Source organism: Longimicrobiaceae bacterium (assembly GCA_035936415.1).
GTDB lineage: Bacteria > Gemmatimonadota > Gemmatimonadetes > Longimicrobiales > Longimicrobiaceae > JAFAYN01.
On record DASYWD010000259.1, the window covers coordinates 1 to 12,781 of the forward strand.

The 12,781-nt window shown below is 72.1% G+C and carries 16 protein-coding genes; 2 read left to right on the forward strand and 14 right to left on the reverse strand.

Going from position 1 to position 12,781, the window contains the following annotated elements:
• Nucleotides 1–158: 158 nt before the first annotated feature.
• Complete coding sequence (gene larB / locus VGR37_10345) at nucleotides 159–920, reverse strand: nickel pincer cofactor biosynthesis protein LarB (protein ID HEV2147791.1); 762 nt, start codon at nucleotides 918–920, stop codon at nucleotides 159–161.
• Complete coding sequence (dusB, locus tag VGR37_10350) at nucleotides 917–1,912, reverse strand: tRNA dihydrouridine synthase DusB (protein HEV2147792.1); 996 nt, start codon at nucleotides 1,910–1,912, stop codon at nucleotides 917–919. Before dusB ends, larB begins: the two co-directional genes overlap by 4 nt.
• A 153-nt stretch (nucleotides 1,913–2,065) precedes the next feature.
• Between dusB and VGR37_10355 the strand changes: the two genes are divergently transcribed.
• Together VGR37_10355 and VGR37_10360 are read left to right on the forward strand one after the other, a co-directional pair.
• Nucleotides 2,066–2,518, forward strand: a complete 453-nt coding sequence (locus tag VGR37_10355) for a PTS sugar transporter subunit IIA (GenBank protein HEV2147793.1) — start codon at nucleotides 2,066–2,068, stop codon at nucleotides 2,516–2,518.
• 15 nt (nucleotides 2,519–2,533) lie between these two features.
• Nucleotides 2,534–2,893: a C4-type zinc ribbon domain-containing protein gene (locus VGR37_10360; protein HEV2147794.1), complete on the forward strand. Its 360-nt coding sequence runs from the start codon at nucleotides 2,534–2,536 to the stop codon at nucleotides 2,891–2,893.
• Between the two features lie 130 nt (nucleotides 2,894–3,023).
• Here the strand turns inward: VGR37_10360 and VGR37_10365 are convergent, their stop codons facing one another.
• The 12 genes from VGR37_10365 to hprK all read right to left on the reverse strand — a co-directional run bounded on the left by VGR37_10365 (nucleotide 3,024) and on the right by hprK (nucleotide 12,608).
• Nucleotides 3,024–3,542, reverse strand: coding sequence for a hypothetical protein (locus tag VGR37_10365; GenBank protein ID HEV2147795.1), 519 nt, complete (start codon nucleotides 3,540–3,542; stop codon nucleotides 3,024–3,026).
• Between the two features lie 119 nt (nucleotides 3,543–3,661).
• Entirely contained in the window at nucleotides 3,662–4,402 is a 741-nt protein-coding gene (recO, locus tag VGR37_10370) for a DNA repair protein RecO (protein HEV2147796.1), read from the reverse strand.
• Between the two features lie 13 nt (nucleotides 4,403–4,415).
• Entirely contained in the window at nucleotides 4,416–5,375 is a 960-nt protein-coding gene (locus VGR37_10375; protein HEV2147797.1) for a hypothetical protein, read from the reverse strand.
• Between the two features lie 8 nt (nucleotides 5,376–5,383).
• On the reverse strand, nucleotides 5,384–5,929 hold the full coding sequence (locus VGR37_10380) for a bifunctional nuclease family protein (GenBank protein HEV2147798.1): 546 nt from the start codon (nucleotides 5,927–5,929) through the stop codon (nucleotides 5,384–5,386).
• Between the two features lie 130 nt (nucleotides 5,930–6,059).
• The gene (metK, locus tag VGR37_10385) at nucleotides 6,060–7,238 is read right to left on the reverse strand and encodes a methionine adenosyltransferase (protein HEV2147799.1); all 1,179 of its coding nucleotides are present in this window, start codon (nucleotides 7,236–7,238) and stop codon (nucleotides 6,060–6,062) included.
• A 61-nt stretch (nucleotides 7,239–7,299) separates the two neighbouring features.
• Complete coding sequence (gene ptsP, locus VGR37_10390; protein HEV2147800.1) at nucleotides 7,300–9,084, reverse strand: phosphoenolpyruvate--protein phosphotransferase; 1,785 nt, start codon at nucleotides 9,082–9,084, stop codon at nucleotides 7,300–7,302.
• A 4-nt stretch (nucleotides 9,085–9,088) separates the two neighbouring features.
• Nucleotides 9,089–9,358: an HPr family phosphocarrier protein gene (locus VGR37_10395; protein ID HEV2147801.1), complete on the reverse strand. Its 270-nt coding sequence runs from the start codon at nucleotides 9,356–9,358 to the stop codon at nucleotides 9,089–9,091.
• Between the two features lie 11 nt (nucleotides 9,359–9,369).
• A complete protein-coding gene (locus VGR37_10400; protein ID HEV2147802.1) occupies nucleotides 9,370–10,107 on the reverse strand; it encodes a PTS system mannose/fructose/sorbose family transporter subunit IID in 738 nt (245 codons plus the stop codon).
• Nucleotides 10,104–10,775 (reverse strand): PTS sugar transporter subunit IIC, encoded by a 672-nt coding sequence (locus tag VGR37_10405; protein ID HEV2147803.1) that lies wholly within the window; start codon nucleotides 10,773–10,775, stop codon nucleotides 10,104–10,106. Before VGR37_10405 ends, VGR37_10400 begins: the two co-directional genes overlap by 4 nt.
• A gap of 1 nt (nucleotide 10,776) precedes the next feature.
• Nucleotides 10,777–11,262, reverse strand: coding sequence for a PTS sugar transporter subunit IIB (locus VGR37_10410; GenBank protein HEV2147804.1), 486 nt, complete (start codon nucleotides 11,260–11,262; stop codon nucleotides 10,777–10,779).
• On the reverse strand, nucleotides 11,237–11,656 hold the full coding sequence (locus VGR37_10415; GenBank protein HEV2147805.1) for a hypothetical protein: 420 nt from the start codon (nucleotides 11,654–11,656) through the stop codon (nucleotides 11,237–11,239). The genes VGR37_10410 and VGR37_10415 overlap by 26 nt, the downstream gene beginning before the upstream one ends.
• On the reverse strand, nucleotides 11,649–12,608 hold the full coding sequence (gene hprK, locus VGR37_10420; protein HEV2147806.1) for an HPr(Ser) kinase/phosphatase: 960 nt from the start codon (nucleotides 12,606–12,608) through the stop codon (nucleotides 11,649–11,651). The genes VGR37_10415 and hprK overlap by 8 nt, the downstream gene beginning before the upstream one ends.
• Between the last annotated feature and the right edge of the window lie 173 nt (nucleotides 12,609–12,781).

Sequence of the window (12,781 nt, forward strand, 5' to 3'; positions counted from 1 at the left end):
GCGCGCGGGCGGCGCCCGCGAGGAGCGCGCAGACGACCGCCCCGCCGGCCAGCTCCGGGGCGCCCCACCACGCGGGCACGGCCAGGGCCGCCAGGTAGGCGGCCCAGGCGGTCAGTGCGGGGGTACGCGGGTCGCGGAGCAGGCGTTGCGCGGTGATGTCAGTCCGCCGGAAGGAGGTTGATGCGGGAAGCGGCCGCGGCGGCGCCGAAGCCGTTGTCGATGTTCACCACGGTGATCCCGGAGGCGCAGCTGTTGAGCATCCCCAGGAGGGCGGACAGCCCGCCGAAGGCGGCGCCGTACCCCACGCTGGTGGGGACGGCGATCACCGGTGCGGCCACCAGCCCGCCCACCACGGAGGGGAGCGCCCCCTCCATCCCCGCCACCACGATGACCACCGCCGCGTTCAGGAGCGGGTCGCGCGCGGCGAGGAGGCGGTGCAGCCCAGCGACGCCCACGTCGGTCAGGCGCTCCACCGGGCTGCCGAAGGCCCGCGCCGTGACCGCCGCCTCCTCGGCCACAGGGAGGTCGCTGGTCCCCGCGGTCACGATCAGCACGGAGCCGCGCACCCGCCGCTGCACCGGCTCCGCCGGGGCCAGGTACGCGGTGCGCCCCAGCTCGTTCAGCTCCACGCCCGGGACCTCCGCCCGCAGCGCGTCCGCCATCTCCAGCGAGACGCGCGTCACCAGCAGCCCGTCGCCGCGCGCCGCGATCCGGCGGGCGATCTCCACGCTCTGCTCCGGCGTCTTCCCCTCCCCGAACACCACCTCCGGGAACCCCTGCCGGAGAGCACGGTGGTGGTCCACCGTGGCGAACGGGGTCGTCTCCAGGGGCGCCCAGGCAAGCGTGCGCTCCGCGTCGGCGGGGGAGACGCGCCCCTCGGCCACCCCGGCCAGGAGAAGGCGCAGCCGCTCCGGGGTCAAACGGCGGCCCCCTCGTGCTCTTCCAGGTACCGCTCCAGCAGCGCCTCCGCCTCCGCGAGCCGCTTCACCGCGAAGAGCTCCTGCCGCAGCGCCTTGCCGTTGGGCAGCCCCTTGGTGTACCACCCCAGGTGCTTGCGGAACTCGATCATCGCCTTCTCCTCCTGCGGCTCCCAGGCGAGGGCCAGGCGCGCGTGCTCCAGGACGATGCGGAAGCGCTCCGCCGCCTCCGGGTCCGGCGGGATGGGCTCGCCGTCGAGCGCGGCCCGCGCCTGCCGGAAGATCCACGGCGCGCCGTGCGAGCCCCGGGCGATCATGATGCCGTCGCACCCGGTGTGCTCGCGCATTCGCCGGGCGTCCTCGCCGCTCCACACGTCGCCGTTGCCGATCACCGGGATGTCGAGCGCGGCCTTTACCCCGGCGATCTCGTCCCAGTTGGCGGTCCCGCTGTACATCTGGGTGCGGGTTCGGGCGTGCAGGGTGAGCACCTCCGCGCCGGCGTCCTGGCAGCGCAGGGCGATCTCCACCGGGTTGCGCATCTCCTCGCTCCACCCGCTGCGGATCTTCACGGTGGTGGGGATGGAGATGGCGCCCTTCACCGCCCGAATGATCCCCCGCACCAGCTCCAGGTCGCGCAGGCACCCGGAGCCGCCGTTGCGGCTCACCACCTTCTTCACGGGGCACCCGAAGTTGATGTCCAGGAAGTCGGGGGCGTACACCTCCTCCACCAGGGCCGCCGCCTCCGCCATGGCCGCCGGATCCGCGCCGAAAATCTGGATCCCGATGGGGCGCTCGTCGTCGTGGAAGCGGAGGAAGTGGTGCGTCTTGCGGTCGTTGCGGCGGATCCCCTCCGCCGAGACGAACTCGGAGACCACGACGTCCGCCCCGAACCCCCGGCAGAGCCGGCGGAACGGGGACTCGCTGACCCCCGCCTGCGGGGCCAGGTAGAGCGGCACGCGGCCGCTGCGCAGGAGCTCGACAGTGTTGGCAAACATCCCGGAAATATAGCTTTTCCGGCCGCTTGCTTCAACCGCGCCCCGGGCTCCGGGGCGAAAGTCCTTCGCTTTGACAGCTTCCGGCCTGGCACTTACATTGCCAGGCTCACGCAGCCCGTACTCGTTCGGGAACATACGAGAGGAAACGACAACATGGAACTTCGGGAGTTCTTCACCGAGGATTCGGTTAGCCTTGATCTCCAGGGTGAGACCAAGGACGAGATATTGAAGGAGCTGATCGGCCTGCTGGGGCTCGACGACAAGTCGCAGGGCATCCTGTACAAGATGCTGAAGCGCCGCGAGAACCTGGGATCCACCGGGATCGGCAAGGGGATCGCCATCCCACACTGCCGCTCGCTGGTGGTGAACCGCCTCCGGGTGGCCTTCGCCCGCAAGCCGGGCGGGGTGGACTTCAAGGCCATCGACGAGCAGCCGGTCCACAACTTCTTCCTGATCGTCGCCCCGCCGCTGGAGGTGTCCAACCAGTACCTCCCCGTCCTGGGGAAGATCGCCCAGTTCTCCAAGGAGCCGGACGTGGCGCAGCGGCTGGAAGGGCTCTCCTCGCCCGGGGAGTTCCTGGCGCTGCTGGACGAGAAGGGCGTCTGAGGGGAGGAAGAGATGATGAACCCGCAGCTTGAGATCCTGCTCGAGGTCCAGGACCTGAAGACCCAGCGCAAGGAGCTGGAGGGGATGACCACCGAGCGCCAGGTGGAGGAGGAGGTCTTCAACGTCAGCATCGAGGACGCGCTCCGGCAGCTCGACGAGAAGATCAACGAGATGGAGGATTCGCTCTCGCCTCCGGTGCGCAGCCGCTACCGGCGCATCTCCGGCCGGCACCCGCGCGTGGTGGTCCCGGTGATCGGCGGCACCTGCTACGGCTGCTTCGTCAACATCCCGACCGCGACCGCCTCCGCCGCCGACCGGAACCGGGAGATCAGCCACTGCGACAACTGCGGCCGGTTCCTCTACCTGATCGACTAGCCGCCCCTGTAGAGAGGATCCGCCAGACGAACGCGAACGGCGCCCCCACCGGGATCTCCCGGCGGGGGCGCCGTTCCACTTTCGCACTCCCGCACTCCCAAAACGACGAAGCCGACCCGAGCGTCGAACTTCACTCGGACCGGCTTCGCTCTCTTCCGAACCAGGGAATTGGGATCCTGGATCTCCTCTGTGGACTGGTGACAATCATCTTGCGCATCTGCGGCTGCTGGCCGGTCACCACCAGCTGGCAGTAGTAGACCCCCGGCGGGACGCGGCGTCCCTTCGTGTCCCTCCCGTCCCAGTAGGCCACCTTCCGGCCCGCTTCGGAGTAAGGGAGGTTCTGCACCGGGAGGTTCTTCCCCCGGGGGTGGTCCGGCGCGCGCGGCACCGCGACCAGCTGGTTCAGCAGGTTGAACACCTGCATCGTGACCAGGCGGGGCTCGCCGCCCGGGAAGAGGTTCTCCTCCAGGTAGAAGGGGATGTAGGTGTCCCGCGTGAACGGGTTCGGATCGTTCTGCTCCAGGCGGAAGCCCTGTGCCTGCCGCTGGATCGGGGGCCGCTCAGCCGGTTCCTGGGCCCGGGGGGCCGGAGGGGAGAGGAAGCCGTAGATCACCAGCAGGGCGAGCAGAACAGGAGGGGCACGTCGCATCTGCGCCTCGCTGTTCGGGTGATCTCAGGGCACGGGTGCCTCCGGGATGGGCGGGACCGCCGAGTCGTCTGTTTCCAAGTTTCGCATCGCTCTCCGATCGGGTCAACCTGGCGCCGGTCCTACGGGAGCTGCTGGAGGAACAGCTCCAGCGAGCGCAGCGGGCGCTCCTGGGCGAGCTGCGCCCCGACGTACGCCCGGAGCAGCTCGCGGTGGGCGGTACGGGCCCCGGAGAACGCCTCCGGCGCAGCTCCGCCGAGCATCTCTCCCAGCTCCGCGCGCGTCGCGGGGTCCAGGACGCGTCCGCTTGGACGGCAGTCGCGGCAGGCCGCGCCGCCTCCCCCGGCGTCGAAGCGCACGGGCTCGTCCGGATCGAGCGGGCGGCCGCAGGTCACGCACATCTCCGTCTGCGGGGCGAACCCCAGCAGCGAGACCACGTGCCACACGCCGGCCAGCGCCGCCCGCTCCGTCCCCTCCCCCCGCGCGGCCAGGATCTCGTCCATCGCCTCGTCCACCGCCCGGTAGAGCGCCTCGTGCGGCTCCTCCGTCGCGAAGCGGAGCACCAGCTCCGCGAGCAGCGAGGCCCCGGCGAAGCCCGCCAGGTCGCGCCCCAGACCCTGCCGGCTGCGCAGCAGGTCGAAGCCGCTCAGCGTGTGCAGGTCGCGCCCTTCCTTGAGGTAGAAGTGCGCGGTTCCCTCCGTGAACGGCTCCAGCACCCCGCCGAAGCGGTTCTTCGGGCGCAGCGCGCCCTTGGCGATCACGGAGCGGACGCCCAGCTCCCGGGTGAAGAGACGGAGGATCTTGCTCGTCTCGCCGTACGGGAACGACTGGAGCACCAGCGACCGGGCGGCGACCAGCGGCACGGCCGGGCGCCGGTCACGCCGGCCGGCGGCGCCCGCGGCGGAAGGCCAGCCCCGCCCCGGCCGTCAGCACCACGCCCGTGACCGCCACTGCCGCGAGGCGGGGGTCCACCGGCGGCGCGTCCGGGTGGTCCCACTCCATCACCACCGCGGTCTTCGCGTCCAGCCCCGCCCCGGTGTAGCGGAGGAAGCGCTCCCCGTCCACCTCCACCTCGGCGCCCGCCGCCAGCCCGGACACCCCGCTCCGCGCCTCCGACGTGCGCAGGAAGAGGTTCATCGTGTCCGTGCGGGCCGCCACCGGGAGCTCCACCCGCTCGGTCCCGCGCGGCAGGCGGTAGCGGAAGAACAGGTCCTGCTCGCCCGGGGGGAGCGTCGCGGTGACCAGCACCCGGTCGCCCATGCGGACCACGGCGTCCGGGGCGATCTGCCCCTCCCCCACCTCGAAGGCGGCGACGCGGGCCGGGAGGCGGAGCTCCCAGGTGGACGCGCCGGAGCCGAGGACGAGCGCGCGGTCTCCCGTGTTCCGCAGGCGCACGATCTCGTTCACCTCGGCGCCTCCGTCGCCCTCGGGGAGGACGATCACGTCGCGCCGGACCACCTTCACCGCGCCGGGCATCCGGCTGGCGGAAGCCGTGTCGAACACCTGGACGGCGTACGGGGTTCCCGCGTCGCCGGAGTGCAGCGGCGGCCCGAAGTAGCGGACCCCGCGGAACTCCGCCGTGGCGAAGAACACGTTGAACCCGGCGGAGGTGTCGGCCGGCGGGAGGTCGAGGGTGAACGAGCCGTCGGGCGCGCTCCGCGCCGTCCCGACCGCGCCGGAGGAGTCGCGGGTAACCCGGTGTAGCGTGACCGGCACCCCGCCCACCCCCTCCTCCCCCAGGAGGACGCGCCCGGCGAGGCGCTGCGGGTGGGCGGGCGCCGCGGCCAGCGCCGCGAAGAAAAGGAGGACGGCGGCGCGCAGGGCGCCGCGGAGCATACGTGGGCTCACGGGTTGAAACGCCCCAGGTCCTCGGGGTTCATCTTCTTGAGGTGCTCCTTGAGCTGCTCGGGGGTCAGCTTGGAGCTCTCGGGCTGCGCGCCCTCTTCGGCGGGGGTGTTGCCGAGCAGACCTTCCTCGCCCTCTTCCGCCTCTGCGAACTGGACCGCGGTCCCGGAAAGGAGGTCGTCGCTGGTGTACAGCTCCGCCTGCAGCCGCAGCGCGATGGCGATGGAGTCGGACGGGCGCGCGTCCACGGTGAACACCTCGTCCCCGCGCCGGATCACCATCTCGGCGTAGTAGGTGTTCTCCTGCACGCGGGTGATGAGCACCCGCGTCAGCGTCCCCCCCAGCCCGCGGATCAGCGCCGGGAAGAGGTCGTGCGTGAGCGGGCGGGAGAACTTCATCCCGGCCAGCTCCATGGCGATCGCGCTCGCCTCCGCCGGGCCGATCCAGATGGGGAGGACGCGCGACCCCTCCACTTCCTGGAGGATCACCACGGGGGTCTTGGACGTCTGGTCGAGCCCCAGACTCTGCACTCGTACCTGGATCATGTCTCCCTGCCTTCATGAACGAAGGTGGACGGCACCGGGGACCGCTCGCCCCCGGCGCCTCCACCTCCGCGTTCTGCACCCGGCGCGCGTCGCGGCCGCGGGGCCCCGCCCCGCTCCGCCGGATTCGTGCCTACGCGCGGGCAGCCGCCCGCAGCTCCTCCACCCGGTCGGTCCGCTCCCAGGGGAAGAGGAGCACGGGGCGCCCGTTCCCCCCCTCGGTTGCAGGGCGCCCGAAGTGGCCGTACGCCGCGGTCGGACGGTAGATGGGGGTGCGGAGCTGCAGCGCGTCGATGATCCCTTGCGGGGTGAAGTCGAACACCTGGCGGAGCGCCCGCTCGATGGCCTGCTCCGCCACCGCGGCCGTCCCGAAGGTCTCCACGCGCACGGAGACCGGCTCGCGCACGCCGATGGCGTAGGCGAGCTGGATCTCGCAGCGGCGGGCGAGCCCCGCGGCCACCACGTGCTTGGCGGCCCAGCGGGCGGCGTACGCGGCGGAGCGGTCCACCTTGGTGGGGTCCTTGCCGCTGAAGGCGCCTCCGCCGTGCCGGCCCATGCCGCCGTAGGTGTCCACGATGATCTTCCGCCCCGTGAGCCCGGCGTCGCCGTGCGGCCCCCCGACGACGAAGCGCCCGGTGGGGTTGATGTGGAAGGTGGTCCCCTCCGGGTCGAAGAAGCCCGTGGGCTCCAGCACCGGCCGGACCACGTGCTCCACGATCTCGGAGCGGATCTGGTCGTTGGTGGCCTCGGGGTCGTGCTGGGTGGAGACCACCACCGTGTCCACCCGCACCGGGCGGTCGTCCTCGTACTCCACCGACACCTGGGTCTTCCCGTCCGGGCGGAGCCAGTCGAGCTTGCCGCTCTTGCGGACGTGGGCCAGCCGCTCGGCCAGGCGGTGCGCCAGCAGGATGGGCGTCGGCATCAGCGCCTCGTTCTCGTCGCTGGCGTAGCCGAACATCATCCCCTGGTCGCCCGCGCCGCCGGTGTCCACGCCCATGGCGATGTCCGGCGACTGCTGGTCGATGGTGGTCATCACCGCGCAGGTGTGCCCGTCGATCCCGTACTGCGCGTCCGTGTACCCGATGGACTTGAGCGTCCCGCGCACGATGGCGGGGATGTCCACGTACGTCTGGGTCGTGATCTCCCCCGCGACGACCGCGACGCCGGTGGTCACCAGCGTCTCGCAGGCCACCCGGCCGGCCGGATCGTTCGCCAGGATGGCGTCGAGGACGGCGTCGGAGATCTGGTCGGCGATCTTGTCGGGGTGGCCTTCGGTGACCGACTCGGAGGTGAAGAGCTGCCGCTGCGCCACTCGGGCTCCTGGGTCTGTATTGCTGGAAACGTAAGGGATTCCGAGCGTCGAAGATACCACCCTACCCGGCGGCCGACAAGTTCCAGGAGGCCATGAAGCGGGTCAGGTCGATCCAGTCCTCGGCATGGCGGGTGAGGACGTCCAGGACTTCGCCCGGGGTGCCCGCGGCGAGCGCCTCCCGGGCCGCGGCCTGCGCCTCCTCGCGCGACACGGAGCGGATCACCTTCTTGATCTCGGCCAGGGCGGAGGGGCCCACGCTGAGGGAGTGGACCCCCAGCCCGATCAGGAAGAAGGCGCCGAGCGGGTGCGCAGCGAACTCCCCGCACACCCCCACCTCGATCCCGGCGGCCCGCCCCGCGTCCGCGACGCCGCGGATGAGGCGCCCCACCGCCGGGTGGAACGGGTTGTAGAGCCTGGCGAGGCGCGAGTTGCCGCGGTCCACCGCCAGGGTGTACTGCACCAGGTCGTTGGTCCCGATGGAGAAGAAGTCCACGTGGCGCGCCAGCTCCGGCGCGGACACGGCCGCCGCCGGGGTCTCCACCATGGCGCCGAGCGAGTACCGCTCCGGGACGGCGTACCCCTCCGCGCGCAGCTCCTCCATGCACCCGTCCAGGAGCCGGCGCGTGGCGACGATCTCGGCGATCTCGTTGACCAGAGGGAGCATGATGCGCACGTCGGCGGTGGCCGCCGCGCGCAGCAGCGCCCGCAGCTGCGCCCGGAACATCTCCGGCTCGTCCAGGCAGACCCGGATCGCCCGCCATCCCAGGAACGGGTTCTCCTCCGGGGCCATGTGCAGGAAGGCCGGGAACTTGTCGCCCCCCAGGTCGTAGGTGCGGATCACCACCGGCGCTTCCGGAAAGACGCCCAGCACCTGCCGGTACGCCTGGTACTGCTCCTCCTCGCCCGGGGCGGCGCCCCGCCCCACCACCAGGAACTCGGTGCGGAAGAGGCCGATCCCCTCCGCGCCGTGGGCGCGCGCGCTGGCGGCCTCGCCGGGGAGGTCGATGTTGGCGCGGAGCTCGACACGGTACCCGTCGCGCGTGGCGGACTCTAGGTGCGCCAGGAGGAGCAGCTCCTGCTCCCACTCCCGGATCTGGAAGTCCCGCTCGCGGTAGGCGTGCTTCTCCTCCTCCGTGGGGGCGACGATCACCCGCCCGGCCCGCCCGTCCAGGATCAGCTCGTCGCCCTCGCGCACGCGCTCCGACAGGTCGCCGAGGCTCACCACGGCGGGGATGTCGAGCGAGCGCGCCAGGATGGAGTTGTGGGAGGCGCGGGTCCCGGAGTCGGTGGCGATCCCCACCACGTGGCGGGGGTCCAGCTGCACCGTGAGGCTGGGGGTGAGATCGTGGGCCACCAGGATCACCTTCTCGTCGCCGGTGCGCTCCCGCAGCTCCGGGTCCTCCAGCCCCATCAGGCGCCGCAGCACGCGGTTCTGGACGTCGGCCAGGTCGTTCAGCTTGTCGAGCACCATGGGGTGCGCGGTGTGCGACCACTGCGACTCCCACTCCAGCACCCGCCACTCGAAGGCGCGCTCCGCGGTGAGGTGGTTCTCGCGGATGTAGGCGATCGTCCCCTGGATCAGGTCGGCGTCCTCGAGCATCAGCACCTGCGGCTCGAAGATCTGCGCCTCCACCCGCCCCATCTTCCGCTCGGTGCGGGCCTGCAGCTCGCGGATCCGCCCCCTGGCCCACTCGCACGCGGCGAGGAAGCGCTCCACCTCGAACTCCACCCGGTCCTGGGGAACGACGCCCCCGTGCGGCACCCGCGGCGACTCCCAGCGGAGGACGCGGGCACGGGCGATGACGATGCCCGGCGAGGCGGGGATCCCGTCGCGGGCCAGGCTCACCGGCTCACTCCTCCCCGAAGCGCTCGGCCACGAGCCGCTCCAGCGCCTCCACGGCCTCCACCGCGTCGTCGCCGCTGGCGCGGATGGCGACGCTGGACCCGCGCTCGGCGGCGAGCATCATCACTCCCATGATGCTCTTGCCGTTGACCTCCACCTGGTCCCTGGCGACCCAGATCTCGGAGGAGAAGCGGTTGGCGAGCTTCACGAACTCCGCCGCCGGACGGGCGTGGAGGCCGTACTTGTTGAGGATCGTGACCTGCGTGCTGTGTTCCATCCCGGATCGGTTCATGAGGTGGCGACTACGATCGTGTCGACGGCCCAGACCACCACCAGGACCGCCCACACCGCCCACCGGACGCGGAGCCCGAGCCAGAGGCCGGCGGCGAGCGCCGCCGCGACGAGCGCGTACTCCGCCGGGCTGCGGGAGGCGTCCCCCACGGCGAGCACCCCGGCCATCCCGGCCAGGAAGGCGCCCGCGTCGGATGCCCGCTCGCTGAGGCGCTGGAAGGGGGCGTCCCGGAGCGCCCTCCCCACCGCGAGGCCGTCGCGCAGGCCCACGCGCAGCCCCCAGGCGCGGAGCCACAGGTGCAGCGCGTTGTAGACGAGGAGGAAGGCGGCCACCGCCGCCCACCAGGGAGCCCCCAGCAGGAGGAGGGCGATGGCGAGGAGCGCGCACGCCGGGCGCCAGGCCTGCCACACCAGGCGGTCCCCGATGGAACCGAGCGAGCCTCGCAGCGCCGCCTTGAAGCGCCGCACCGTCTCCGGGGGGGCGCCCTCCTCCTCCAGCCGGGCCACCGCGCCCGCGGCCACCGTGGCCAGGTACGGGTGGCTGTTGAACAGCTCCGCGTGCCGGGCGACCGCGGCGTAGAGCGCGTCCTCGTCGTCCCGGTACACCCTGCGGAGGACCGGGAGCAGCACGAACGCGAAACCCGTGCCGATCAGCGTCTGGTAGTTCCACGACCCCTGCACGGCGAAGCTCCGCAGGAGCAGGGCGCGCCGGACGCCGCGCGTGAGCGCCGTCACCCCCGGAGCACCAGCGCGAGGACCCCCACCCCGGCCCCGGCGGCGAGCAGCGCGACCCGGCTGCGGCCGAAGAGCCGGAACACGGCCCCCAGCGAGCCGGCGAGCACCACGCCGAGCGCCAGCCGGGCGACCGAGCCGTGCGGGAGGAGGAAGAAGCCCTCCTGCAGCACCCAGCCGACGAGCACGGTCCCCACCCCCACCAGCACCATCCCCCGGGCGAAGTCCGCGCCCATGGCCAGGAGGTGGCGCCGCTCCAGGCGTCCGGAGCGCACGCTCTCCCGTCCCGGGGGCGGCGAGAGCCGCACGTTAAGCTGCCGGAGCTCCTGCACGGTGACCCCCGCGACCCGCTCCCAGAGCATGGCGAAGATGAGCACCACCAGGAGCCCGGAGAACGAATGCGAGGTCCCCGCGTACGCGCCGGCCGCGGCGACCGCCGCCGGGCCGCCCTCCGGGTAGCGCGCCGCGCCGACCGGGAGCACGGTGAGGTGGAAGGCCTCCAGGAAGAGCCCCAGGAGGGCGCCGTGCTCCGGCGAGCCGGCGATCCACCCGGCCAGGGTGGCGGCCACCACCGGCCGGGAGAGCATGAACTGCCCCAGGGAGGTCGCGTCCACCGCCACCACCCCGCCGAAGAGGACGAGGAGCAGGAGCGGCCCCGGCTCCGGGATCATCTCACCGTTCCCCCAGCAGCTCGTCCAGGCGGACGCGGCGCGAGCCGGGGAGGTCGCGGGCGGAGAGCCGCACCCCGTCCTGGGCGAGCGCACGCAGCTCCGCGCGCTCCGCGGCCGAAAGGAACAGGTAGGGCAGGACCCGCTCGCGCCCCACGGCGTGGTGAATCCCGCCCAGGTTCACCTCCTCGTCGCGGAGGGCGCCGTCCTCGGCGATCCGCCGCGTCGTCGCCAGGTCGCGCACCAGCACCACGGTGCGGCGGGGGTCGGTGCGCCAGGCGGGGAGGAGCCGCCGCGCGCCCGCGACGTCCATGAAAGACGCCTCGATCTCGGGGGGGACGCCCAGGCAGTACAGCTCCTGCTCCCACGGGCTCGCCGCGATGTCGTCGTCCACCACCACCACCCGGTCCGCGTGCAGCGGTCCGCCCCACCCCACGACCACCTGTCCGTGGATCAGGCGCTCGTCAACGCGAAAGAGCACGATCGGCATGCGCCGCACCCTCCTTGTACGTCCCGTTGATCCCCGCGCGCCCCTTCTCCACCAGCCGCTCGACGAGCTGCGGGAGGGGCATGTCGCGGTGGAAGACGAAGTCCAGCAGCATGGTGAGGTTGACGCCGCAGACCAGGGCGGTGTCCGGGCGGGAGAGCGAGAGCTTCCGCGCCGCGAAGGCGCAGCTCCCGCTGGGGAGGTCGGTGAAGATGATGGCCGGGGCGTCGCCGAGCTCCTGGCTCACGGCCTCCACCAGCCCCTCGGGGCCACGCCCCTCGTTGGTGAGGGAGCGGAGCGCGTCCTCCCCCGCCCCGGAGATCTGCCGCACCGCCGCGACCATCCCCTCGGCGAGCGTCGAGTGCGCCACGATCAGTCCGCGGACCTCTTCACTCATAGTCTTCTTCCAGGTATTCCGAGGACACCCGCATGCGGTCCTGCAGCCGCCGGTTGAAGAGCGCGGCCGAGTCGACGCCGGAGTACTTCAGGAGGTGGTTCATGGCGACGACCTCCGCCACCACCGTGATGTTCTTCCCCGGCACGAGCGGGACCACCACCTTGGGGATGGAGACCCCCAGGATGTCCAGGAACTGCGGCTCCAGCCCGGTGCGGTCGTACTGGGCCTTCTCGTCCCACGTCTCGAGCTGCACCACCACCTCGACCCGCTTCTGCTGGCGGATGGCGCGGATCCCGAAGAGCTCCTGGACGTCGATGATCCCTACCCCGCGGATCTCCATGTGGTGCCGCTGCAGCTCGTGCCCGCGGCCGATCAGGATCTCGTTCCCCCGCCGGGAGACGATCACCATGTCGTCCGCCACCAGCCGGTGCCCGCGCTCCACCAGGTCCAGCACCGTCTCGCTCTTCCCGATCCCGCTCCGTCCCACGAAGAGCAGCCCCACCCCGTACACGTCCGCCAGCGACCCGTGCATGGTGGTGGTCGGCGCGAAGCGGTCTTCCAGGAAGGGCTTGATCCGGGAGTAGAACTCCGCCGTCTTGAGCTGCGTCCGCACCACCGGGGTCCCCCGGTCGTTGGCGAGGGCCAGGAGCGGCTCCGGCGGCTCCTGGCCCTTGGTGACGAAGACCACCGGGAGGTCGAAGGAGAAGAAGACCTCCAGCGCCTGGCGCCTGCGATCCTCGTCCAGCGACTCCAGGAAGGCGACCTCCGTCTCCCCCAGCACCTGCATCCGCTCGGCCGGGAAGCGCTCGGTGTACCCCGTCAGGACGAGCCCCGGGCTGGAGATGTCCGGGCCGGGGATGGTCCGGTTCACGCCGCGGCCGTCCGTCAGGAGCTCCAGCAGGAGCACCTCGTGCTTGAGCCGGAGCAGCTCCTCGACCGTCAGCGGACGCATGCGCTTCTCCCGTGCCTGGTCATCGCCTCGTGAGTTCTGCTCGTTGAACAGCTCGGTTCGGGCGTGTCCCCCCTGTCGGGGGGCCGGGCTGCGGCGCTACAAGGGGATCGACCTCGTCCTGCGCGCCGTCGCCGCGCTGCGCGACCGCGGAACGCACGTGCGGCTCCTGGTGG

What these genes read in the sequence shown, in the direction of transcription:
- dusB (HEV2147792.1), bottom strand. Translation starts at nt 1,912, where the DNA reads ATGTTTGCCAACACTGTCGAGCTCCTGCGCAGCGGCCGCGTGCCGCTC.
- VGR37_10355 (HEV2147793.1), top strand. Translation starts at nt 2,066, where the DNA reads ATGGAACTTCGGGAGTTCTTCACCGAGGATTCGGTTAGCCTTGATCTC.
- VGR37_10360 (HEV2147794.1), top strand. Translation starts at nt 2,534, where the DNA reads ATGAACCCGCAGCTTGAGATCCTGCTCGAGGTCCAGGACCTGAAGACC.
- VGR37_10365 (HEV2147795.1), bottom strand. Translation starts at nt 3,542, where the DNA reads ATGCGACGTGCCCCTCCTGTTCTGCTCGCCCTGCTGGTGATCTACGGC.
- VGR37_10375 (HEV2147797.1), bottom strand. Translation starts at nt 5,375, where the DNA reads ATGCTCCGCGGCGCCCTGCGCGCCGCCGTCCTCCTTTTCTTCGCGGCG.
- VGR37_10380 (HEV2147798.1), bottom strand. Translation starts at nt 5,929, where the DNA reads ATGATCCAGGTACGAGTGCAGAGTCTGGGGCTCGACCAGACGTCCAAG.
- VGR37_10395 (HEV2147801.1), bottom strand. Translation starts at nt 9,358, where the DNA reads ATGGAACACAGCACGCAGGTCACGATCCTCAACAAGTACGGCCTCCAC.
- VGR37_10405 (HEV2147803.1), bottom strand. Translation starts at nt 10,775, where the DNA reads ATGATCCCGGAGCCGGGGCCGCTCCTGCTCCTCGTCCTCTTCGGCGGG.
- VGR37_10410 (HEV2147804.1), bottom strand. Translation starts at nt 11,262, where the DNA reads ATGCCGATCGTGCTCTTTCGCGTTGACGAGCGCCTGATCCACGGACAG.
- VGR37_10415 (HEV2147805.1), bottom strand. Translation starts at nt 11,656, where the DNA reads ATGAGTGAAGAGGTCCGCGGACTGATCGTGGCGCACTCGACGCTCGCC.
- hprK (HEV2147806.1), bottom strand. Translation starts at nt 12,608, where the DNA reads ATGCGTCCGCTGACGGTCGAGGAGCTGCTCCGGCTCAAGCACGAGGTG.